Origin of the sequence: Streptomyces sp. NPDC001373 (assembly GCF_042895815.1) — a bacterium.
Lineage (GTDB): Bacteria > Actinomycetota > Actinomycetes > Streptomycetales > Streptomycetaceae > Streptomyces.
This window is the reverse complement of record NZ_JBIAWQ010000036.1, coordinates 1-22,094: the sequence shown is the minus strand read 5'-3', so window position 1 is coordinate 22,094 and position 22,094 is coordinate 1. Positions and strand designations below refer to the sequence as shown.

Here is a 22,094-nt window from a genome sequence, read left to right as displayed (position 1 = left end):
CCCGCAGGAGCGGACACGACCGCGTTGACCGCGCCCTCGGTCTCGGAGCTGGACGCCCGCTCTCGTGCCGTCACAACCACCTGGCTGCCGGTCCGGGACGACCACGACCCCGTCCCGACATGATGGTCCGCAACGGCAGCGGCCCGCTACCGACTGGTCATGGACGTCCTCGACCGCGCCCCAGGACTCGCGGACCGCACCAGGGAACCGCACCCGCACCGCCATGGCCGGCCAGCCCGAACGAGCCAGCGGCCTTCACGGCGGGGTGGGCGACGGTGGTGGCCCGTTGTCGTCGTAGACGGGCGGGTTCCAGGGGGTAGGGGTGGGCTCTGGTGCGAAGGGGCCGGCCCGGTTGGCCATGAGGAGCATCATGATGCCGACGGCGACGGAGCTGATGATGATCAGGGCGAGCCCGATCGGATTGCCGGGGTTGTAGTAGTAGCGCTTCGACCACTTGCCGCGCTTGAAGACCGGCTCGTCGTCGTACCGCACAGGCGGGTCCTTTCGTCAGGTGGTGGGTGCGAGGGCGAGACCAGCGCCGCTGGGCCGCTGCTCAACCGTTCACAGCGGTCCTGAACTGCTCCATGCTCATGGTCTTTGCGGCGGCGGGCATCTCGATGGTGAACGACTCGCCGTAGGAGTCGTAGGTGGTGGTGCTCGTCCGGCCGTCGCGCGAGGACTCCACCTGGGCCAGGCGCAGGTTGCCGTCCTCGAGGAAGTAGACGTCCTGGGTGCTGCCGGCGGGGGTCTCGAAGGCCGAGGTCTGCTTGCCGTCGAGGAGCCGGTCCTGGGCCGGAGCGGCTCGGGCGGTATCCGGAATCCGGTAGTACATGTCACAGCCGGATGCGGTCGTGCTGGTCACGTAGGTGTCGGCCAGCCGATCGGGGAGGGTGATCGACTGTCCGCGCTGGCGCAGCGATGCGGCGAGCAGGGGTGCGCTGGTGTAGGAGGTGGTGCCCTTGCAGTAGACGTCGCCGGATACCGGGCCGGTGACCTTCATGTGCAGCCCTTGTCTCGGGTCGGACCAGGTCTCCTGGGTGGCACCGGGGAAGGCGGTGGTCGTTCCTGAAGCGTGGAAGGTCCGTCCTCGCATGCTGCTGTTCGTGGCTTCGATGCGGATGTCCGGTGCCGGGCCGGCAGGTGCAGGCCCGCTGCCGGGCCATGCCGTGGCGGCATCCGCCGGCGTTGTCGGACGGGGCTCGCCCTGCGCGGTGCAGCCGGTCAGGAGCACCGCCGCCAGAGCGGTCGAGGCGAGCGTGAGGTGGATGAGGCTGTTCGGGGTGCGCATGGATCCTTCCGGTTGGTGGAATGCCCGGCGGGTAGCGGCTGAGCTGCCGGGCAGCGTGCGCTCAACACCAGCCTGTGTGCCGTACAGGCCGTCTCTCGGTGCGCTGCTGTCGCCGGTCGAGGTCTCGCCGTATCCCCCGTCGGCGAGACCTCGATACGTTGCCCTCGTGGCTCTGCGGTCAGCCGGTGATGGTGATCTTCCCGTTGGATGACGCCGGGACGGGGGCCGCCTCCGGCTGGGTGGCTGTCAGGCCCCTGAGGAGGTGGGCGAGGTCCACGCCGGTGGCGGAGGTGAGGAGTTCCATGCCCTGGGTGACGTTGTCGGCGACGGTTCGGGAGAGCTTGCTCGCGCCGTCGGTGGAGATGACGGTCATCTTGTCGATGGCGGACAGCGGTTCGGCGGCCTTGGCGACGACCTGCGGGAGGACCTCGACCAGCATCTGGATCTTCGCGGCGTCGCCGTAGCTTTCGAAGGCGTCCGCCTTCTTCTGCATTGCTTCGGCCTCGGCCGCGCCCTTGGCGGCGATGGCGGCGGCTTCGGCGTCGCCCTCCAGGCGGACCGCGTCGGCGATGGCCGCGCGGCGGGCGCGTTCGGCCTCACCGCGCTTGGCGCCCTCGACGGCCTCGGCCTCGGCGAGGGCGGAGCGGCGCTGCTTCTCGCCCTCACCGGTCAGGCGGGCCCGTTCGGCTTCGGCCTGGGCGGCGGCGATGGCGGCCGCGCGTTCGGCCTCGGCCTGCTTGACGCGGGCCACCCGCTTGGCCTCGGCTTCCTGTTCGGCCTGGTAGCGGCGGGCGTCGGCGGGCTTGCGGACCTCGGTGTCGAGCTGGCGGTCGGTCAGCGCGGCCTGGCGTTCGGCGACTTTCTCCTGTTCGGTGAGGATCTGCTGCTGGCGGTCGGCGTCGGCGAGGGGGCCGGCGGCGTTGGCCTGTGCTGCGGCGGCGTCGGTCTCGGCTTTGATCTCGGCCTGCCGCAGGTAGAGGGTGCGCTGGGCAACCGCGATTTCCTCTTCGGCCTTCAGGCGGGCCTGTTCGGCGGCCCGGCGTGCGCTGGCTTCGGCGATGTCGGCTTCCTGTTTGGCGCGGGCGGCTTCGGGGCGGCCGAGGTCTTCGAGGTAGGAGCCTTCGGTGGTGATGTCCTGGATCTGGAAGGCGTCCAGGACCAGACCCTGGCCGGAGAGGCTGGCCTCGGCCTCTTCGGCGACCTGGCCGGCGAAGGCGGCGCGGTCGCGGATGATGTCCTCGACCGACATCCGGCCGACGATGGCGCGCAGGGCGCCGGAGAGCACTTCCTGGGTGAAGCCGACGATGCCGTCCTGCTGCTGGAGGAAGCGTTGCGCGGCGGCGCGGATGGCGTCCTCGTTGCCGCCGACCTTGACGATCGCGACGCCCTCGAGGTGGGCCTTGATGCCGCGCAAGGTGACCGCGCCGCGGACGGCGATCGGGATGTGCCGGCTGGACAGGTCGAGGGTGTAGCGCTGCTGGACGAAGGGGACGACGAACACGCCGCCGCCGACGACGACTTTCTGGCCGCTGTTGTCGGTGAAGACCTGACCGGTGGCCGGATCGGTGGACTTCTTGCCGCGCCGGCCGGTGATGATGAACGCCTCGCTGGGGCCGGCGACCTTGTAGCGGGTGACGACGGCCAGGGCGAGCAGGACGAGGAGTACGAGCACTCCCACGACCGCGGTGACGACTGAACTCATGGTGGATCCCCCCTGCCCGCTGGCACAGGGGCAGATCGGTGATGGGTGAACTGGTGGAGCGAGGGCTCAGTGTTCGACGGCGCGGACGCTGACTGAGGTGGAAGACGGGGCTGCCGTCACCCACACCTCCGCGCCCAGCGGCATGGGTCCGTCGGCGAGCGCCGCGTACTTGACCGGCTGGCCGGCCAGCCGCAGCAGGACTTCGCCGTAGCCGGCCGCCGGGATGGCGGTGACCACGGTCCCGGTCGAGCCCACGAGCTCGGCGTGGCGGGGCGCGGTGGCGCTTTCGCCTTGGGCCAGGGCGCGGCTGAGGCGGTAGGTCAGCCAGCCGGTGGCCGTCCCGGCGACGGAGCCCGTGGCGGCTGCCGCTTCCGGCCCGAGACCTGTGGTCCCGAGCACGATCGCCCCCGTGAAACCGAGCATCGAGACGAAGCCCGCGATCACCGGAAGCGACAGCCACCCGTCGAACAGGGGGCCCAGGGCACCGTCGAAGACGCCTTCGAGGACCCCGTCGAACACCAGCGAGAACGCCAGCAGGGCGATTCCCCCGATGCCGAGACCCAGAAGCAAGCCCATGAGCACCTCCCCGTTGCGCTGGCGTTCTCGCCGACAACGGCATCGTGCCAGCGCGGCACGGCGGCACACATTGCCTGCCGTCGGCAATCTTTACGCCGCTTTAACGCACAGTGGGCGGCAGGATGCCGTCACGGGCAGCTGCTGCGGGCCCCCTCGCCCAGCATCACCAGCCCGGTGACGAGGCAGGAGAGACCGACGACCACCACGGGGGCTCCGGCACCCGGCCGCGGAAGGAAGACGGCCCCCGCCAACGCCGTCGGAGCGCCGCAGGCCACCAGGGCCACTGCGAGGCGAAACTCGGTGAGGAGGCTGCGCACCCGGGCGCTGAGGTCTGTCGCGCTCATGGCGTGGGCTCTCTCCAGTGGTGTGCCGTCGCGCGCCGTGTGATCCACGCGGTGTGGATGAGCAGGGCAACGGCAGCGACACTGAAGACCACGCCCGCCCGCCGCAGTGCAGCCGATCACCACTGGTGCCGGCGCGCCCGCCATGCGCGGGATCGCGTTGAGCGGAGCCAGGGCGTACAGGCACACGGCGGCCCAGGCGTAGGCGACCGCGGTTGGCCGGGAGGGCAGCGTGGACGGTGTCCATCCGGCGGGAATGGCGATCGGCAGCGGGAGGATGAGCAGTGTTGCCGCTGCCAGGGCAAGGGCGTGGCAGGCGGGGTTTCCGTTCATTGCCGCCTCTCTGGGGATGCCCGGGGTAGAGGGGGTTGCGGGCGTGTTTCATGCCGGTGCCCGGCAGCGTCGGGGCGTCGGGGACTGCCGTCAGGAACCCGTCAAAGACGCGTAAGGAATGTATAAGGTAGCCGGTGGTGTGCCGGGAAGCCTGGTCGGCGAACAGGGAGAGCTCTCTTCGCGGATCGAGGTTGGACACCATGGTGCTTGTTGCTGTCTTCGGTGTGGCGCTGCTGGTTGCGGTGCTGCTGTCGGGTCTGGCGGCCCGGACGGTGCTGTCGACGTCGCTGCTGTTCCTGGTGGGCGGGGCGCTGGTGGGCGACGGGTTTCTCGGTCTGGTGCACATCACGCCGGACAGCCCGATCGTCGCGGCGACCGCGGATCTCGCGCTGTTCGCGGTGCTGTTCACCGACGGCATGCACGTTTCGCTGCCTGTGCTGCGCCGCAACTGGAAGAACCCCGCGCGTGCTCTGGGCCTGGGGATGCCGCTGGCCATGGCGGGCATGGCGGTGGTGGCGCACTTCCTGGCCGGGCTGGACTGGACGACGTCGTTCCTGGTCGGGGCGGTGCTGGCGCCCACGGACCCGGTGTTCGCCTCGGCCATCGTGGGCCGCAGGGAGGTCCCGGCGAAGCTGCGGCAGCTGCTGAACGTGGAGAGCGGTATCAACGACGGTCTCGCGCTGCCCGTCGTCCTGCTCCTCATCGCCGCCGCCGGCCCGGCCTCGGGCGCCGCGGACACTTCGATCGGCACGATCGCGCTGGAGCTGGGCCTGGGGCTGGTTTCTGGAATCGTGCTGCCGCTGGCGGTGGCCGCGCTGGTACGACTGCGGCTGCTGGGCGCGGAGCCGAAGCTGCAGCCGCTGCTGCCGCTGGCCACGGGGGTCATCCTGTACGGGCTGTGCCACCTCACGCACGCCAACCCCTACCTGGCGGCCTTCTCGGCCGGTGCCGTGCTGGCGTGCGTCTCTTCCGAGTCCAAGACGGCCTTTGAGCCCCTGGGGGAGGCGGTGGCGGAGCTGGCGAAGTTCGCGGCGCTGCTGGTGTTCGGCGCGCTGCTGACGCCGCGGCTGTTCCAGGACCTGCCGGTGGGTGGGTACGTGGCCGTGGTGCTGGCGATCATGCTGATCCGTCCCGTCTCGTTCCTGGTGTCGCTGGCCGGTGCCCGCCTCGCACGGCAAGAGACGCTGGTCGCCGCGTGGTTCGGTCCCAAGGGCTTCGCGTCCGTCGTCTACGGCCTTCTCGTCCTCCAGGCCGGCATCCCGCAGGGCGAGCAGGCGTACACGCTCATCGCGGTCTGCATCGCGTTTTCGATCATCGCCCACAGCAGCACCGACGTCCCCATCGCCCGCATGTTCCAGGTCTCCGACCTGGCGGGCATCCCCGGCCAGCAGGCCGCCGTCCCCGCCGCCCGCCCCGGCGGTGCGTCCGATCAGGAGAACGCCCATGCTCGCCCGTGACCTCGCCGAGCCCTACCCCCACGTGATGACCGACGATCCGGCGGTGGCGGCGGTCCGCCTGCTGGCCGGACAGAACCTGCCCGCCCTGCTGGTCCTGGACGCCGACGGCATCCCCTACGCCGCCGTGCCGGGCTCCCAGCTGGTGCGGCAGCTTGTACCCGAGTACGTCATGGAGGACCCGCTGCTCGCCGCCGTGATCGACGACCGGCACGCCGACGCGCTCGCCGAGAGCCTCGCGGGGAAGACGGTGGCCGAGTGGCTGCCGCGGCGGACCTTCAAGCCGCCGTATGTCGGACCCGACGCAGGCACGATGCAGATCGCGGCGACGATGGCCCGCACCCACGTCCCGCTCGTCGCCGTCATCGAACGCGACCATGCCGACGAACAAGGTCGGCTGGTCGGTGTCGTCTCCGCCGCAGCCCTCTTGCAGCATCTGCTCGCCAGAGGGGAGCAGATGTGAACGACTGGCACAGCTGGGCCGCAGTCGCCGTCTTCGCCGGCACCTACGCCCTGATCGTCACCGAGAAGATCCACCGCGTCGCCGCCGCGCTCGGCGGCGCGGGCCTCATGCTCGCCATCGGAGCCACGGACGACACCGCCGCCTTCCGCTCCGATGAGACCGGCATCGACTGGAACGTCGTCTTCCTGCTCCTGGGCATGATGGTGATCGTCGGCGTCCTCAAACGCACCGGCTTCTTCGAGTACCTGGCGATCTGGTCCGTGAAGAGGGCCCGCGCACGGCCCTTTCGGGTGATGGCCATGCTGATCGTCATCACGGCGGTGGCCTCCGCGCTGCTGGACAACGTCACCACCGTCCTGCTCGTCGCGCCGGTGACCCTGCTGGTGTGCGACCGGCTGCGGCTGCCGGCCGCGCCGTTCCTGATAGCGGAGGTCTTCGCCTCCAACATCGGCGGCACCGCCACCCTGGTGGGCGACCCGCCCAACATCATCATCGCCAGCCGCGCCGGCCTCACCTTCAACGACTTCCTCGTCCACCTCGCCCCGCTGTGCGCGGTCCTGATCGTCGTCCTCCTCGTGCTGTGCCGGGTGATGTTCGCCCGCTCGTTCACCTGTGACGAGAAGCGCGCCGCAGAACTGATGGAGCTGCGCGAGCGCGAGGCCATCACTGAACCCCGCCTCCTCGCCCAGGGGCTGGGAGTCCTCACGCTGGTCGTCGCCGGGTTCGTCCTGCATCCCGTCCTGCACTACGAGCCCAGTGTCGTGGCCCTGCTGGGCGCCGGCCTGCTCGTCGCCGTCTCGAAGGTGGAGACCGGCGAGGTCCTCGGCGAGGTGGAGTGGCCCACCCTGGCGTTCTTCGCGGGCTTGTTCGTCATGGTCGGCGCGCTGATCGAGACCGGAGTGATCTCCGACCTCGCCGGCTCGCTCGCGAACGTGATCGGCGGCGAAGAGGCCGGCGGCGCCATGGTGCTGCTGGGGGGCTCCACCGTCCTGTCCGGGATCGTCGACAACATCCCCTACGTCGCCACCATGGCACCCATCACCAGCCAGCTCGTCACCGACATGGGCGGCGACCCCGACCACGTCCTGTGGTGGGCCCTGGCCCTCGGTGCGGACCTGGGCGGCAACGCCACCGCCATCGGCGCCTCCGCCAACGTCGTCGTTCTCGGCATCGCCGAACGCAACGGCCAGCGCATCAGCTTCTGGCAGTTCACCAAGTACGGACTCATCGTCACCGCCGCCACCATCTCCGTCTCCGCCCTCTACCTGTGGCTGCGCTACTTCGCGCTCGCGTGAACAGCCGGGACAGGAAAGGCCCGTCCCAGAGGTCTCGTGGGCACCTGGGCGAGGCCGCATCGCTCGTCCTGTGGTGGGCTGCCCTTGCCCTCGTCCTGTGGTGCGCCGGTCAGGCCCTCGGCCAGCCTGCGCCACTTGACGGCTGCGTCGCGAGCAGCGCTCTCCTGGTTGCCCTGGGAGAACTCGGCGCCAGGGCAGGTGAACGCCTGCAGGCCCGGCTTCGGAAGTGCCGCCGGCGGTAGGCCCGGCGGGCCGGTACGTCTTCAGCGTTGCCGGGAAGCGCACCACAGCGCCGTCGCCGATGCCAGCACGAAGGATGCGAGGGCCAGCAGCAGGGTGTTGGCACAAGACAGCAGGTAGAGCACAGCTCCGGCGGCGGTGAGGACGGCGCCGAAGGCCATCAGGGGGCGACGGGCCCGATGAGAAGGCGGCGGGGCATGGGACTCCTGGCAGGGGATGCGGCAAGCATCCCACGGAGTCGCATGCCAGTCACGCCCCGTCTTTCGCCCGACCGCTGGTCAGCTGCCTATGGCCTGGGTCCTGCCGGTGCCTGACAGGTCTGTGCCGGCGCGGCCCGTATCTTTGCTACGAGGCGGTCAGTTGTCTACGAGGGCCGTCAGTTGTTGAGGTCGCGGCGGTTGAAGCGCAGGACGCCGACTGTTACGAGTGTGCCTGAGGCGACGACGAGAACGGCTGCGTCCCACCACTGGAAGCCGTTCTTCAACGGCTCGCCTCCGATGCAGTAGTGGAATGGGGAGAGGTAGGAGAGCCAGCCGGCTCCCATCTGGGCGGCGAAGGTGTGGGCCGTGTAGACGATCACCCCGGCGGCTGCACTGATCACCAGGGCCGCAGCGCGGCGCCCCACGGCTGCTCCGATTCCCAGGGCGAGAGCTCCGAAGGTGATCGCCAGGAGTGCCAGGTTCAGGCTCTGGGCGAGGAACTCGCCGGGTGTGATGCTGGTCAGGCCGGCGCTGGTGCGCACGGCGAGGACCGCGAACCAGACCAGGGTCGCGATGCCGAGAGCGTCGGCTGAAGACGGCCTGGCCTACCGTCTGGCCGCGGAGTTGCGCGACGTGTACCAGGAGAGGGTGACTGGTGGTGCCGGCTGCCCAGCCGCCGCATGGCGGCCACGGACCGGTGGGCCGCACACAGTCCCGGAGAAGTCGGGCGAGTCCCCCACAGAAGACAGCCGCGCACGCCATCGCCGGGGCACGCCCGCGGCCGGGAACTGCATCGGGTGGAGGCGGCACAGCCGGACGAGGAAGCCCTGACCGCAGCGGGGGTCACCGGGGCGGCTGCCCTGGCGCTGGTCTATGAGGACGACAACATTGCGGGTGGTGATGCGGCTGTTCGACGACGACTTCGCCACCGCCGTCTACCGCACGCTGCGCGCCGCGCACCCCGCAGCCCTCACGCGCAGCCGCAGCGTCACCCATCTCGCCACCCCCGCCTTCGCCGGAGCCATGATGGGGCGACAGATCCTCGGCGCCATACCGGTCGAACGCCGGGTGCTTCTCTTCGCCGCCCTGGAAGTGGCCGGACACCCTCAGCTGGAGGGCCGAACCATTGCAGAATCCTTCCGGCCCGGGGCGTGGCGGGTGATCGCCCTGGACACCGCCGCACCCCCGGACCGGCTGCCGGACCTCTCGTCCGTGCCGAGCGAAACACCCCAGGCCCACCCCAAGCTGGTCTGGGACCTCCACCCGGGCTATGTCCTCAGCCCGCAGGACCGGGTCGTACTGGCCGCCACCCGCCGTGGGCTGGCAGAGCTCCTCGGGCGCCGGAACATCCACACACCGGGCAGCTGACCGCCCCGCCTAGACGGCCCCGCCACCGACACCGGGCAGGACCGCCGGCAAGGCCGCAGACGGCAGCCATCGGCCTGCCCGCTCACCCACAACCGGCCCACGGGCAGGCCGGCAAGCCTGACCGTCCGATGACGTTCTTCGGTCCCGGGCAGAATGCGCTGGTCGCCTGCCCCAGAGCCTACGGCTGTGAGAACTGCCTCAGCCGATCTCCCGAGCAAAGGCACCCGTGCGACATAGACGGCTCCGAAAGAAGAAATACCCGTTCAGCGACGCGAGTTCGGTGGGGCCGCCTCGGGAATTTCCCTGCACGCTGCCTGCGGTCACCGTCATCCGGCTGGTCCCTCGTGTGGAGGGGGCGCCGCTGACAGATGCATCACGCCTCGGCACCGGGCCAGCCCAGCAGCCGGGCGCCGATCGCGGCGGTCTGGAGTGTGTACCGGTGGCGTGGATCGACGGGGTCCGCACCACAGAGGGTGTGGATGCGCTCCAGGCGATACGTCAAGGCGCGCACGCTCAGCGACAGGCGCCGTGCCGCTTCCGTAGCCACGCAGCCGCTGTCGAAGTAGGAGATCAGCGTGTCCAGCAGCGCCTGAGGCCCACCGCGAGCCTGGCGGAGCGGGCCCAGCACACTCTCCACCAGGTCGGCCATGGCCTGCCGATCACGGGTGAGTACGGGGTAGACGAGCAAGTCGGCGGCGTGCAGCACTGGCCCCTCCAGCCCCATTCGTTCGGCGAGATCGAGCGCGTTGAGTGCTTCCTCGTAGGAGTGAACGACCCCACCGGGTCCCGGATGGGAGCGACCGATGGCGGCCCGGCCGCCGGCGGTGGCCACGTGCGCCTGCTTGGCGAAGAAGGCCAGGACATCGGGCTGGTCCCCCGGGGCCACGCAGATGAGCCGGCCGTCCTTGGTGGCGAGCAGGATCTGCCTGTTACCGAACCGCCCCAGGACCGCCTCCTCGATCCGGCGGGCCACCGGGTAGCCATCACCGTAGGGCTCGGGACCGGCAGCCACCGCCACCGCGTGCGCCTGCGAGAGCCTCAGCCCGAACCGCTCCGCCCGCTCCGCCAGCCTGCCCAGCCCGCCGCGCCCGTACAGCAGGTCGTCGATGAACTCGCGGCGGGCAGCCTCCTGCTGGCGCACTGCCTGGCGCTGGGCCAGCTCGTAGCCCTCAACGAACGCATCCACTGCCTGCTCCACAGCGGCCAGCAGCGGCCCCGAGGGCTGTGTCGGTGCGACCGTCTGGGCTGCGGCCAGGTGGTCCCGTATCAGCGCGCGCAGCGGCAGTCCCGCTTCCGCCGACCGATCGCCCTCGGCCCGGCGGGCCTCCACCTCGGCGCGGGTGAGCCGACGCCCCGTGGCACTCGCATGCCGCAGGATGTCGACATACCCGGCCAGATGGCTGCCCGCAACTTCCCGGTCCGCCACGTCACTCCCCCGATGTCATCCACTCATACGCGTCATTGACGCGAGAACCAGAGTGCCACGCGCTCGGAGCCGCGCCGGCACGGCATCGGCCCGGCGCAGGACAGGAGCCCGCACGGAACACCCCACCGCAGCGACGGCGGCCAGTACGGCCCCCTAGCGAGAGCAGCGGCGAGCGAGGACGAGCCGGCATCCGCGATCCCGGCAGGTGCATGCCGGTGCACACCCTCCAGACCTGATGGGCCGCACAACCAGCGGCTACGACGACGCTCCCGAAGGCGCCGGACTGGTCCTCGCCTTCAGCGACTACGACAGATTGATGACAACCTGCCCCAAGGCGGCGCAGGTCGTCCTGGACATCATCGCCGGCCCGGCCCGCCAGGCAGCCGTACTTCGCCGCCGCCTGATCGGCCTGGTCCAGAGCAACGATCCGCAGATCCGGTTCGAGCCCGTCGGCGCCATGCCCGTCATGTGGAACAGCGACGAATGGGCGGACAACAATCGAGGCTGCGCATGGCACCCGAGGGAGACGGTCAACGCCCACACGACGGTCAAGAGGTGGCCGTGGATCGCCAAGCGGCGGTGACGCACCCTTCCTCCCAGTGCCACCATCCCTCAGCCTCGCCGTGCTCCAAGAGCTTCCGAATCCGTGGCAGCTCCGCATCGGGCGGGACGTCAAGAGCCACCATCCTGAATTGCCCGATCCCCTCGCCGGTGGTGCCCAGGCGATGAAAGGTCTTCAGCACGGTCTGACGGGCGGCAACTGAACCACTGTCCTTCAGCACGATCAACCTGATCGTGCAGTGCTCCGAGGCCCGGACCGTCTCCCCGGCCCAGCGAAGACCTTCCTCGTCGGGTTCTACGCGGATGATGTCCCCGCTGGCGACTCCGCGTACGAACCAGGGAGTGTTGTCCAACCGCACCGAGCCGTCGCCGAGATCAACTGCCCACAAGCTTTCGACGCTTGCCGGCGGCCAGCCCTCCTCATCCATATCCATGCGGAAATGAACCTTCACACGATCTCCGCTGATGCTCGTCACCGCACCATCCTCCACGCTGTCGCAGCGCTGGAGGTCATCCCCATCAGCGCCTTTCGTTCCCCGCCGCAGAAGGCGACAACCGGATGTTCGACCGGCTCCACGGCCGTAGCCCGAGGACTTGCTCCGCGTCGGCGACGGTTGCCTTGGTCAGGGCGGGCTGGACACCGTAGGTACGTCCGCTCCAGAAGGACGCCTTGATCTCATCAAACTTCATCGGCTCCTCCGCTCGGGCCGTCGTGGCGAATCAGCTGGTCAAGCTCTTCCGCGGAGTCGGCGGCGAGGCGGTAGACGCCCTGAAGGCTCACCGAACGGATCAGCCGTCCGTCCTCGACGTACTTGAGCAGGCGCTCGCCACGGCGAGACGTGAACGTCAGCCGCTCCAGAAGGTCCCCCGGGACGACCGTGTCGAACTTGAGCGGGGCATTTGGCGGTCCGACGAGCACTTCAGTGACACATCCAGCCTTGAGCGGGCTCCAGTCCAGCAACTTCACGTAGTCGTCATCGGGAAGCACCGAGCCGACGTTCTCGTAGGGGACGATATGAGCTACCTCCAGCATCCCCAGTACATGGAGGCGAGTGCGGTGGGCTCGCACGGGGTAGATGCGGTCGCCAGGCTGCACCCCTGCGCGCTGGAAGCTCGGCAGTGACTGGTGCGGCCCGCCGAACAGCATCGTCAGACGCTGACCGGTATAGCCGGACCGTTCAAGCTCTCGGCACAAGTCGTTGGTCCACAGCGTCGTATATGAGTTCGGCACGCCAGCACGGTAGCCGTGCCCTCTGACAGTCACTGTCCCTGGAGGCCGATGTCAGTACGCAGTGGAACTCGACGCACTTGTAGCACACCCCGACGTTCGGACTGCCGCGCCTGAAGGAATTTTCGACTGTGAAGAGATGCCGAGCATCGCCTGGAACGCCCACCAGAAGGCGACCGGCCAGGAACTTCCCGCCGACGCCTTCACCGTCCGGTACCCGGACCCGGACCCTGCCTGGGACTGCGATTTTGACGATCGTGAAGAAATGGCTCGCAGGCTCCCGCCTTGACCGCGCTGTATTCGTACTGACAGCAGGCGGCAACATCCCGTGCTTCCGACAGCTCCCTGCCTGAGCCGACCCCCCGTAACCGCTACTCACGTCCTGTCCGGAAGGCCATCATGAGCTGGGACGTGATCCTCCTACGCCTGCCCGACGACGTCACCTCGGTAAAGGAGATCCCCGCCGACTACACCCCGGATCCGCTCGGCCGGCGAGACGAGGTACTCGCGGCTGTCGCCCAGGCCGTTCCCGATGCCCGTCGCCGGCGCCGGCCTCTCCGAGAACGCCATGGGAATACGCCTGCTCGACCAGACCCCCTCTCAGAGGAGTAGGCCGCAGGCGCGGATCATCACCAGGGCCGCCATCACGACGATGGCGAGGAAGAGACCGGTCATGTTTCGCGATGGACCCGAGGTGCCGCCGTGCATCCACCCCGGCAGGCGCCACATCGGGTCGGCGTTGCCCCATAAAGGGGAGACGGATACCCGGCCAGCTCGTCGAGCAGGTCGGCCTGGGCGGCGCGCGCCGGTCCAAGGGCCAGCACCAAGGCGTCGGCGAGTTGGCACGGTGATCGTCGTAGGGCGGTGCCCCGCGCCAGGAGACAGCAGAGTGGGACGTCTGCCGCAAGCACGGGCCCGGTCACCCTGCCGCCGCGCGTGCGCCGGGTCAGGCCGGGCAAACAGCGGTGACGAGGAGGGTGGGACCCGAGGCCGGGGCCGGCGCGGACAGTTCCTCGATGGCGAGCCCGCGCGCGGCACGGCAACGAGGACGCCGACTCGATTACCACGCCAGCCCGTTCGCGCGACGTCACCCGCAGGGTCGAAGCCCAGCGGAGCGAGGGCTATCGGCGTCTGTTCACGGCGCCCGCCACGGTGAGCCCGGCCCGTACGACGTCGACCAGTCGGAGAGGCCCCGTCTCGCCGTCCTCGACCCGGAGCAGCGCACGCACCTCTCCGGCCTCCTCGCACGCATCGCCGCCGAGCAGGGGCTGACTCCCGGCGTCCACCCCGACCACCGCGACCGCGGCTGAGATCCGCGCAGGCTTCGGAGTCTCCTGCGCCTGCCCGTCGAGGGCGGGCGGCGGCGGACGCGGAGGTGTGGCCTGGGCGCCACACGGCCGGTGGTTCATGGCCGCTCCCACTCCCACGGCCGTCGGGGACATGCGATCGCCGTTCGGGGCCCAGGCGTCGACACCCACGCGGCACGGCTCGGAAAGGCTCAGGGCCCGGGGCGCCGGTACCGCACGGGTGCCGGGCCGTGAGGCCGGGGGTGCCGTCCGGGCCGGCGACCGCGCCACCGGCCGCGCTCCGCGCCGAGGTCGGAGCCCCGGCCGGGGCCGAACGCGGCCTGGGACCCGGCGCGCGCGGGCCGGCCGCCCGGTGTGGCGGGTGCGAGTGCGGGCACGAGGCCGTGCGCACGCCCCGCCGCATCGACCGGGCGGACCACAGATGCGATTCTGGTTGGTGCGTGCCCTCACCCGCGTCACGACTGCGCCGATGCCGCGGTGGGCGAAGGAGGTCCGGCCATGGTCGCGTCCGAGGCGTCCCGCACCGGGCCCGGCTCCGTGCGGATGTTTCCTTCCGAGCCGGGCGGTCTGCTGGACGTCCTGAGCGTGGCCGCCGTGGTCCTGGACGCCGAAGGGCGGATCACCTTGTGGAGTCCGCAGGCGCAGGACCTGTTCGGCTGGTCGGCGGCGGAGGCGCTGGGCCGCTACGCGGCCGAACTGCTGGTGGCCGAAGAGGACGTCGACCTGGTCCTCGAACTGTTCGCCAAGGTCATGGGCGGTGGCGGCGCCTGGGCGGGCGTCTTCCCCGTACGCCACAAGGACGGCTCGACGAGGCCGGCGGAGTTCCGCAACATGCGGTTGCAGGACGAGCAGGGCGGCGCGTACGCCCTGGGCATCGCCTGCGACGAGGCCGTCCTGCGGGGCGTGGAGCGCGATCTGGCGCTGTCGGTGCCGCTCGTGGCCCAGTCTCCGCTCGGGCTGGCCGTGCTGGACACGGGTCTGCGCTACGTCCTGGTCAACCCCACGCTGGAGCGGATCAACGGCCTGCCCGCCGGAGAGCACCTGGGCCGTACGCCCCGCGAGGCGCTGCCGTTCCTGGACACGGACCTGATCGAGGCGTCGATGCGGCAGGTCCTGGACACCGGCGTGCCGCTGCTGGACCAGTACGGGACCGGCCACACACCGGCCGATCCGCACGAGGAGCGCGCCTGGTCGGGCTCGTACTACCGGCTGGCGGACCCGGGTGGACGGGTGATCGGCGTGGCGCTGGTGGTCGTGGACGTCACCGACAGCCACCGCGCGGCCCGGGAGGCGGCCGAGGCCCGCAGACGCCTCGACCTGATCGCCCGGGCGTCGGTCACCGTGGGGACCACGCTGGACCTGGAGCGGACGGCCCGCGAACTCGCCGACGTGCTCGTGGCCGACCTGGCCGACCTGGCCTCGGTCGACATCCTCGACTCCGTCCTCGAAGGCCGCGAGACCTCGCCGCCCGGTACCCCGCCCGGGCAGGCCCTCTTCATGGCCCTGGCGCTGGCGAGCTCCTACGAGACGGCCGCCGTCCGCGCCGCGGACCCGGTGGGCGAGCGCACCACGTACTCGGCCGACCGCCTGGTCACCCGCTGCGTCACCAGCGGGCGCCCCGTCCTCGTCGCGCACGTCACCGGTGCCGACCTGGAGCGCATCGCACGCGACGGGGCGGCCGCGGACCTCCTCGCCCGGGAGGGCGCGCACTCCTATCTGGCGGTGCCCCTGCGCGCCCGCGGCCAGGTCCTCGGCGCCCTCGGCCTCCTGCGCACCCGCGATCCGCGCCCCTTCGGCCACGACGACGTCACGCTGGCCGGGGAGCTGGCCACGCGCGCCGCCATCGCCATCGACAACGCCCGCTGGTACCAGCACGCCGCCGACACCGCCCTGACCCTCCAGCGCCACCTCCTCCCGCACCCCCCGCCCCGGGCCGCCGGTCTACGGATCGCCTACCGCTACCAGCCCGCGGCGGCCGCCAGCGGGATCGGCGGCGACTGGTTCGACGCGATCCCCCAGCCCGAGGACAAGACCGCCCTCGTGGTCGGCGACGTCATGGGACACGGCGTCCACGCCGCCGCCACCATGGGGCAGCTGCGCACGGCCACCCGCACCCTGGCAGACCTCGGTCTCGATCCGGCAGAGGTCCTGCGCCACCTCGACCACATCACCGCCGAACTCGACGGGACCATGGCGACCTGCGTCTACGCCACCTGGGACCCGAACCGCTCGCGCTGCCGCGTCGCCCTGGCCGGCCACCCGCCGCCCGTCGTCATCCGAGCGGGGCGGGCCCCCGAGCTGGTGGACCTTCCGGTGGGCGTGCCGCTCGGTACGGGCGGTCTCGGCGACGCCGGGTTCGAGAGCTCCGTCCTCGGCCTGCTGCCCGGCGACCGGCTGGTCCTGTACACCGACGGCCTCGTCGAGACCCGTGACGACGCCCTGGACGACCGCTTCGACCTGCTGCTCGGCCTCCTCTCCGCTCCGGGGCTCTCCCCCGAGGCGGCCTGCGACCGGCTCCTGGCGGCCCTGCGCCACCGTGACGCCGCCGACGACGTCGCGCTGGTCATCGCCCAGGTGGGCGCCCACCCGGCCGCGGCCGGTGCCGGCCCGTACTGAAGGGCGGCCCTGGGCGGCCTCGGGGGGCGGGTGGACCCGTCTGCCGAGACGGCGTCCTCCACCGCGTCGCGGTTCAGTGCTGCCGCTCGAATCCCGCCAGCAGTCCGCGGGGGTCGAAGGTCACCCGGATCCGGGTGACCCTCCCGCCTTCCACGTGCATCCAGTTCGCCGTCGGGGCGGGCGGTGCGACCCTCGTGCAGAGGTCGAACCAGGTGATCACCTCATCGCCTTCCGCAACCCGCACCTTCACATCGATCTTCTCCAGCACCCGGCCGAGCCCCTTCAGTCCGGTGAGCGCCTCCTCCACCCCCGACGCCGTTCCCAGCGCTCCGACGAATTCGACATCCTCGGCCAGCAACCCCCTCAGGGTCTCGAAGTCACCCGCCTCCCAGGCGGTGAAGTAGGTCTCGGCAAGTTCGCGCGCGGTCTTCGTCGTCGTCATGCCTCCATCCTCCCGACCCTCTTTCCATTCGTCCAACAGATGGATCAGATGCGATCTATCATTGCTGGATATGGAGATCCATCAGCTGCGCTACTTCGCCGCGATCACGGACGAAGGCACCTTCACGGCCGCCGCCCAGCGCCTGCACGTCAGCCAGTCCGGCATCAGCACCCAAGTGGCCAAACTGGAGTCGGAACTGGGCCAGCAGCTCCTCGACCGGTCCGGCCGCCGCATCCGCCTCACGCCGGCCGGTGAGGCCGTTCTCCCCCTCGCGAAGAGCGCCCTCGCCACCCTCGAGGCCATCCAGCACACCGCCGCCGAGTTCTCCACCGCCGTCCGGGGCCGGGTCCGTCTCGGCATGATCACGGGCTGCTCGATCCCGTCCTTCCTCGACACCGTCGCCGACCTCGGCCGCACCCACCCCGGCATCGAACTCAGCCTTCACGAGGGCCACTCGGACGGCCTCCAGGCCCAGGTCCTCTCCGGCTCCCTCGACCTGGCCCTCATCGGCTACGCGGGCGACGTGGCCCCGGGCCTGGAGGTGGGCACCGTCATCGACGAGCCGATCGCCGCCGTCGTCCCGGCCGGGCACCCCCTCGACCGGGCGGAGCTGCGCCTCGCCGACCTGCACGGGACGAAGATCCTCTCCCTTTCCCCGGGCACCGGCATCCGCGCCGCCTACGAGGACTCCTGCCGCCGGATCGGCCTCGAGCCGCGCGTGGACATCGACGCCAGTTCCCCGGCCGCCCTGCTCCGCCTCGCCGAGCGCGGCGCGGGCGCCGCCGTCCTCAGCGCGTCCTCCGCACAGGGCGCCGGCCTGCGCACCGTCCACCTCGCCGACGCCGCCACGCACGCCCGCCTCGGCCTCATCACCCGCCGGGGCCAGCACTCCCCCGCCGCACAGCTGCTGCACAGCAGGCTCCTCGCCGCGCTGAGAGCCGGCCGGCGTCCCGAACCCGGCCGCGCTCGCGCCCCCGGCCACCCCGGGATTCCCGGATAGGCGTCCGGGAATGCGCGCGTGCGGCCGCCCCCGGTCAGTGTCCGGCCGCGGCCTTCACCAGGGCCACGGTCAGGCCGATCGCGGCATCGAGGGCACCGGCCAGCAGGCCGGCCAGGAGGCCGCCTCCCATGCGCACACCCCCGTAGCAGCCCCAGCCGAACAGACCCGCGACACTGACGACCGCCGCGGCCAGCAGCGCGGTGTCGACGGCCATCACGCCCACCGCGGCGGCGGCGACCAGCACCAGCGGGCCCGCGGCGGACAGCAGCAGCGGACTGCTGACGGACAGCATGCCGCGCAGCTCCCGCCCCGTGGCCACCCTGCCGTGCACCACCCGGTGGGCCTGCTGGTCGGCCACGACCGCCGCCAGCCACAATCCGACGGCCGTCGTCCCCAGCGTCGCGGCGGCGCCGGCCGCGTCCACGTGTCCGGCGGCCCGCAGGCCGACGACCACCGAGATCATCGTGATCGTCGCGTAGATGCGCTCCTTGAGCAGGGCGGCCTCGAACCGCGGGTCGCCCGTCCCCCCAGGTCCTCCGGCCGTGCTGTCGTGACCCATGGGGCCACCCTAGGCCGCCCGTTGCGGTAGGGCGGGGCGCCGGAGCCGTGTGTCGCCGACGGGCACTCCGGCTCGGCGCACCCCCGCTCCTGTGCCGCGCAGGGGGTTGAACGGTCCTGCCCACCGGCGTGTTTGACGGCACGTCACGCCCTTTAAGGTGGGGCACCGTGACGAACGGCAGCGACGACATACTGACCCCGCTCAACCCCCTCGACCCGCGCGAGACCTCCGGCTACCGACTCCTTGCCCGGCTCGGCGAGGGCGGCATGGGCACCGTGTACCTCTCCCACACCCGGGGCGGACAGCCCGTGGCGTTCAAGGTGATCCGCCGCGAGTACGGCCAGGACCCCGACTTCCGGCGCCGGTTCGAGCAGGAGGTGCGGGCCGCGCGCCGGGTGCAGGGCTACCACCTGGTGCCGGTCGTCGACCATGACACGACGGGGCCGCTCCCCTGGATCGCCTCGGCCTTCGTCCCCGGGCTCACGCTGGCGGACGCGCTCGCCTCCTGCGGTCCCCTCCCCCTGTCCGCCGTCTTCCAGCTGGTCGGCTGCACGGCCAGGGCACTGGGTTCCATCCACGCGGCGGACGTCGTCCACCGTGACCTCAAACCGGCCAACATCCTGCTCGGCTCGACCGGCCCCTACGTCATCGACTTCGGCATCGCACGGGCTGCCGAGAGTACGCAGCTGACGCACAGCGGCGGCATCGTCGGCACCCCGCAGTACATGTCGCCCGAACAGGCTCTGGGCGAGCCCGTCACCGCGGCCGCCGACGTGTTCTCCCTCGGCCTGATCGCAGCGGTCGCGGCCACCGGTCGGCACCCGTACGGCGAAGGCGGCGCGACCGCGCTCGCCGTACGGATCGCCAACACCGGGCGGGCGGCGCCCGATCTCAGCGGCCACCCGGCTGCGCTGCGGACCCTGCTGGAACGCTCCCTCACCGCCGAGCCCGCGGCACGCATCACGACGGACGAGCTGGCCGTGCTGTGCGAACGGGCGGCGGGGCGGCCGCTGCGCGCGTTCGACGGCTGGCTGCCGGCGCCGCTCATGGAGCGCATCGCCCGCCGGGAGGCGGCCGCCGCTCACCCCCCGGAGCCCACGCCGACCCCGACCCGCCCCGACGCCGGCGCACACTGGTCCGGGCAGCCCACGGTGACGGCCCCGCCGAGGCCCGGCCCGGCCCACCCCCCGCAGCCGGCGCAGACCCCCTCTCCGCGATCCGCCCAGCGGGTACGCGCGTGGCCGGCCGCGGGCATCGCGGTGGCCGCGGGCCTCACCGCGGTCGTGACCTGGGCGGTCGTCAGCCCGGACGGCGGCGCGAGGACTTCCGACGGGTCTCGGACGGACCGCAGGCCCGCGGGGGCGTCGGCCCCCGCCTCCTCGGCGTCCTCCCCGTCCCCGTCCCCGTCCCCGCAGGCCGCGTACACGCTCGTCTTCGAGGACAAGCCCCTCACCCTGCGCGCACCGGCCTTCAACACCGGCACGCACGTCGACCTGGACGCACCGAAGCTGTTCCCCGACGGCAAGATCGGCAAGACCACCGGAATGGAACTCACCTACCAGGACTGGGGCGACGCCGACCTGAGGTTCCTCACTCCCATGGGCAAGGGCGGCGGCACCACACCCGAGGCATGCAGGACCGGCGTGGACACCGACACCCTGCCGGCCGCACTCCCCCGCAAGGACCTGAACCTGGGCACGGCCCTCGCGAAAGGCACCGTGTTGTGCACCGTCACCAGCGAGGGCAACCTGGCGATGCTGCGGATCACCGATGTGGTGCCCCCCGCCAAGGGGGGCGGCCTGTCGTCCGACATGCCCGACTACGTCACCACGCTGACCCTCTGGAAGATCGCCAAGTAGATCGCCCATGCCGCGGTCGCCCCCTGCGCCTGGGCACCGGCAGACCGGCGGACACGTCCTGCCGGCCGCCGTGCAGAGCGGGCCCGGTGGTCAGCCGCGGACGCGGCTGACCCGGCCCTCGTCCCACACCGGTGCGTCCGTCTCCACCACCCGGCCGTCCTCCCGGAAGACCAGGAACCGGCTGAACACCCGGGCGAACCAGCGGTCGTGGGTGACGGCCACCACCGTGCCGGTGAAGCCGGCGAGCGCCTGTTCCAGGGCCTCGGCCGAGATCAGGTCGAGGTTGTCGGTCGGCTCGTCCAGCAGCAGCAGGGTCGCCCCGGCCAGTTCCAGCAGCAGGACCTGGAAGCGCGCCTGCTGTCCCCCCGAGAGGGTCTCGAAGTTCTGGCGGCCTGCGCCCGCCAGGCCGTAGCGGCTCAAGGCCGACATGGCGCCCTGGAGGTCGAGCCCGGGACGGTCGCCCTCGCCTGCGCCGAGGATGTCGGCCGGGGTCCGGCCGGCCCACTCCGGGTGCCGGTGCGTCTGGGCGAAGAGCCCGGGCCGGACGCGTGCTCCCAGCCTGCACTCACCCGTGTGGGCCACGGTCGCGGCCGTGTCGAGGAAGACCTCGTCCAGCAGGCGCAGGAAGTGGCTCTTGCCCGATCCGTTCGAACCGAGCACGCAGACCCGGTCACCGAAGAACACCTCCAGGTCGAACGGCCGCATCAGTCCGCTGAGTTCGAGGCTCTTGCAGGTGATGGCACGGATGCCGGTGCGGCCGCCACGCAGGTCCGGTGCGACCCGCTGACGGCGCGGCGGTGCGGGCGGCGGACCCGCCGCCTCGAACTTCGCCAGCCGCGTCTGCGCCGCGTGGTACCGGGAGGCCATCTCGTCGCTGATGGAGGACTGCTGACGCAGGGTCCGGACCAGCTCCTTGAGCTGGTCGTGCTTCTCGCTCCAGCGCTGGCGCAGCTCCGCCGCCCGCTGCCATCGGGCCTCACGGGCCTCGCCCCAGGTGGCGAACCCGCCGCCGTGGGTCCAGGCCGTTCCGCCCTCCAGGGTCACGACCTGGCCGGCCGTGCGGCTCAGCACCTCCCGGTCGTGGGTGATCAGCAGCACCCCCTGCCGGGTCTGGGTGAGCTGCTCCTCCAGCCAGCGCTTCCCCGGTACATCCAGGTAGTTGTCCGGTTCGTCCAGCAGCAGCAGTTCGGCCGGACCCCGGAGCAGGGCCTCCAGGACGAGCCGCTTCTGCTCCCCGCCGGACAGCGTCGTCACCTCCCGGAACTGCGCGGTTTGGAACGGGACGCCGAGCGCGGCGACCGTCACCGTGTCCCAGAGCACCTCGTGGTCGTACCCGCCGGCCTCGCCCCAGTCCACCAGCGCCTGGGCGTAGCGCACCTGGGTGCGCTCGTCGTCGGCCTCCATCATGGCGAGTTCGGCCGCGTCGAGGGCGGCGGCCGCCGTCCGCAGGGGCTGCGGGGCGACGGTGAGCAGCAGATCCCGGACGGTGCGGTCGTCGCGCAGGCTGCCGATGAACTGCGGCATGACGGCGACGGCGCCCTGGCTGCGGAACGACCCCTGCTGCGCGGGGATTTCGCCCGAGAGGGTGCGCAGGAGAGTCGTCTTGCCCGCACCGTTGTCGCCGATGAGCGCGACGGTCTGACCTGCCGAAACCCGGAACGAGACATCGCTGAACAGCTCGCGCCCGTCGGGGAGGACGTGCCCCAGGGAAGCGGCTTCGAGGTAGCCCATGGGGCAGATGCTATTGATCCGAAACGGTTTGGGTTCTGGGTCGTTGGTGGGGTGTGAGCGATCTGGTGGGGGACGCGCGGCATCTGTCGCCGTCGGCGCAGGAGG

Annotated in this window: 20 protein-coding genes and 1 pseudogene; 8 read left to right on the top strand and 13 right to left on the bottom strand. The window is 71.4% G+C overall.

Going from position 1 to position 22,094, the window contains the following annotated elements:
• Positions 1–255: 255 nt before the first annotated feature.
• The 5 genes from ACFY15_RS35650 to ACFY15_RS35630 all read right to left on the bottom strand — a co-directional run bounded on the left by ACFY15_RS35650 (position 256) and on the right by ACFY15_RS35630 (position 3,910).
• The gene (locus ACFY15_RS35650) at positions 256–492 is read right to left on the bottom strand and encodes a hypothetical protein (RefSeq protein ID WP_390690720.1); all 237 of its coding nucleotides are present in this window, start codon (positions 490–492) and stop codon (positions 256–258) included.
• Positions 493–553: 61 nt separating this feature from the next.
• A complete protein-coding gene (locus tag ACFY15_RS35645) occupies positions 554–1,288 on the bottom strand; it encodes a hypothetical protein (RefSeq protein WP_390690721.1) in 735 nt (244 codons plus the stop codon).
• Positions 1,289–1,466: 178 nt separating this feature from the next.
• The gene (locus ACFY15_RS35640) at positions 1,467–2,990 is read right to left on the bottom strand and encodes an SPFH domain-containing protein (RefSeq protein ID WP_390826931.1); all 1,524 of its coding nucleotides are present in this window, start codon (positions 2,988–2,990) and stop codon (positions 1,467–1,469) included.
• 66 nt (positions 2,991–3,056) lie between these two features.
• On the bottom strand, positions 3,057–3,566 hold the full coding sequence (locus tag ACFY15_RS35635; RefSeq protein WP_390826930.1) for a hypothetical protein: 510 nt from the start codon (positions 3,564–3,566) through the stop codon (positions 3,057–3,059).
• A gap of 128 nt (positions 3,567–3,694) precedes the next feature.
• Positions 3,695–3,910 carry a hypothetical protein gene (locus ACFY15_RS35630; protein ID WP_390826929.1) on the bottom strand — a complete coding sequence of 72 codons (216 nt, stop codon included), beginning with the start codon at positions 3,908–3,910 and terminating at the stop codon, positions 3,695–3,697.
• A 530-nt stretch (positions 3,911–4,440) separates the two neighbouring features.
• Here ACFY15_RS35630 and ACFY15_RS35625 point away from each other — a divergent pair.
• The 3 genes from ACFY15_RS35625 to ACFY15_RS35615 are packed head-to-tail and all read left to right on the top strand — an operon-like array spanning position 4,441 to position 7,452.
• Positions 4,441–5,697, top strand: coding sequence for a cation:proton antiporter (locus ACFY15_RS35625; RefSeq protein ID WP_390826937.1), 1,257 nt, complete (start codon positions 4,441–4,443; stop codon positions 5,695–5,697).
• Positions 5,684–6,157, top strand: coding sequence for a CBS domain-containing protein (locus ACFY15_RS35620; RefSeq protein WP_390826928.1), 474 nt, complete (start codon positions 5,684–5,686; stop codon positions 6,155–6,157). Before ACFY15_RS35625 ends, ACFY15_RS35620 begins: the two co-directional genes overlap by 14 nt.
• Positions 6,154–7,452 (top strand): SLC13 family permease, encoded by a 1,299-nt coding sequence (locus ACFY15_RS35615; RefSeq protein WP_390826927.1) that lies wholly within the window; start codon positions 6,154–6,156, stop codon positions 7,450–7,452. The genes ACFY15_RS35620 and ACFY15_RS35615 overlap by 4 nt, the downstream gene beginning before the upstream one ends.
• Before the next feature lie 616 nt (positions 7,453–8,068).
• Here ACFY15_RS35615 and ACFY15_RS35610 read toward each other — a convergent pair.
• Complete coding sequence (locus ACFY15_RS35610) at positions 8,069–8,434, bottom strand: hypothetical protein (RefSeq protein ID WP_390826926.1); 366 nt, start codon at positions 8,432–8,434, stop codon at positions 8,069–8,071.
• A gap of 346 nt (positions 8,435–8,780) precedes the next feature.
• Between ACFY15_RS35610 and ACFY15_RS35605 the strand changes: the two are divergent.
• Positions 8,781–9,260, top strand: a pseudogene (locus tag ACFY15_RS35605) (potassium transporter TrkA); the annotation flags it as partial.
• 373 nt (positions 9,261–9,633) lie between these two features.
• On the opposite strand, the gene ACFY15_RS35600 reads toward ACFY15_RS35605, so the two are convergent.
• Entirely contained in the window at positions 9,634–10,686 is a 1,053-nt protein-coding gene (locus ACFY15_RS35600) for a PucR family transcriptional regulator (protein WP_390826925.1), read from the bottom strand.
• A gap of 235 nt (positions 10,687–10,921) precedes the next feature.
• Here ACFY15_RS35600 and ACFY15_RS35595 point away from each other — a divergent pair, with 235 nt between their 5' ends.
• Positions 10,922–11,269, top strand: a complete 348-nt coding sequence (locus tag ACFY15_RS35595; protein ID WP_390690727.1) for a hypothetical protein — start codon at positions 10,922–10,924, stop codon at positions 11,267–11,269.
• Here ACFY15_RS35595 and ACFY15_RS35590 read toward each other — a convergent pair.
• The 3 genes from ACFY15_RS35590 to ACFY15_RS35580 form a co-directional block, all read right to left on the bottom strand.
• Entirely contained in the window at positions 11,235–11,723 is a 489-nt protein-coding gene (locus ACFY15_RS35590; protein ID WP_390826924.1) for a DUF4265 domain-containing protein, read from the bottom strand. The two genes, ACFY15_RS35595 and ACFY15_RS35590, sit on opposite strands and share 35 nt — an antisense overlap.
• A gap of 203 nt (positions 11,724–11,926) precedes the next feature.
• Positions 11,927–12,478 (bottom strand): hypothetical protein, encoded by a 552-nt coding sequence (locus tag ACFY15_RS35585; protein WP_390826923.1) that lies wholly within the window; start codon positions 12,476–12,478, stop codon positions 11,927–11,929.
• A gap of 1,118 nt (positions 12,479–13,596) precedes the next feature.
• Positions 13,597–13,884: a hypothetical protein gene (locus tag ACFY15_RS35580; protein ID WP_390826922.1), complete on the bottom strand. Its 288-nt coding sequence runs from the start codon at positions 13,882–13,884 to the stop codon at positions 13,597–13,599.
• Between the two features lie 396 nt (positions 13,885–14,280).
• Between ACFY15_RS35580 and ACFY15_RS35575 the strand changes: the two genes are divergently transcribed.
• Entirely contained in the window at positions 14,281–16,398 is a 2,118-nt protein-coding gene (locus ACFY15_RS35575) for a SpoIIE family protein phosphatase (protein ID WP_390826921.1), read from the top strand.
• 73 nt (positions 16,399–16,471) lie between these two features.
• On the opposite strand, the gene ACFY15_RS35570 is transcribed toward ACFY15_RS35575, so the two are convergent.
• A complete protein-coding gene (locus ACFY15_RS35570) occupies positions 16,472–16,840 on the bottom strand; it encodes a nuclear transport factor 2 family protein (RefSeq protein ID WP_390826920.1) in 369 nt (122 codons plus the stop codon).
• A 70-nt stretch (positions 16,841–16,910) separates the two neighbouring features.
• On the opposite strand from ACFY15_RS35570, the gene ACFY15_RS35565 reads away from it, so the two are divergent.
• Complete coding sequence (locus ACFY15_RS35565) at positions 16,911–17,840, top strand: LysR family transcriptional regulator (protein ID WP_390826919.1); 930 nt, start codon at positions 16,911–16,913, stop codon at positions 17,838–17,840.
• Between the two features lie 34 nt (positions 17,841–17,874).
• Here ACFY15_RS35565 and ACFY15_RS35560 read toward each other — a convergent pair whose 3' ends face one another.
• Positions 17,875–18,399: a hypothetical protein gene (locus ACFY15_RS35560; protein ID WP_390826918.1), complete on the bottom strand. Its 525-nt coding sequence runs from the start codon at positions 18,397–18,399 to the stop codon at positions 17,875–17,877.
• 167 nt (positions 18,400–18,566) lie between these two features.
• Between ACFY15_RS35560 and ACFY15_RS35555 the strand changes: the two genes are divergently transcribed.
• On the top strand, positions 18,567–20,258 hold the full coding sequence (locus tag ACFY15_RS35555) for a serine/threonine-protein kinase (RefSeq protein WP_390826917.1): 1,692 nt from the start codon (positions 18,567–18,569) through the stop codon (positions 20,256–20,258).
• 90 nt (positions 20,259–20,348) lie between these two features.
• Here the strand turns inward: ACFY15_RS35555 and ACFY15_RS35550 are convergent, their stop codons facing one another.
• Entirely contained in the window at positions 20,349–21,989 is a 1,641-nt protein-coding gene (locus tag ACFY15_RS35550; RefSeq protein WP_390826916.1) for an ATP-binding cassette domain-containing protein, read from the bottom strand.
• Positions 21,990–22,094 lie beyond the last annotated feature (105 nt).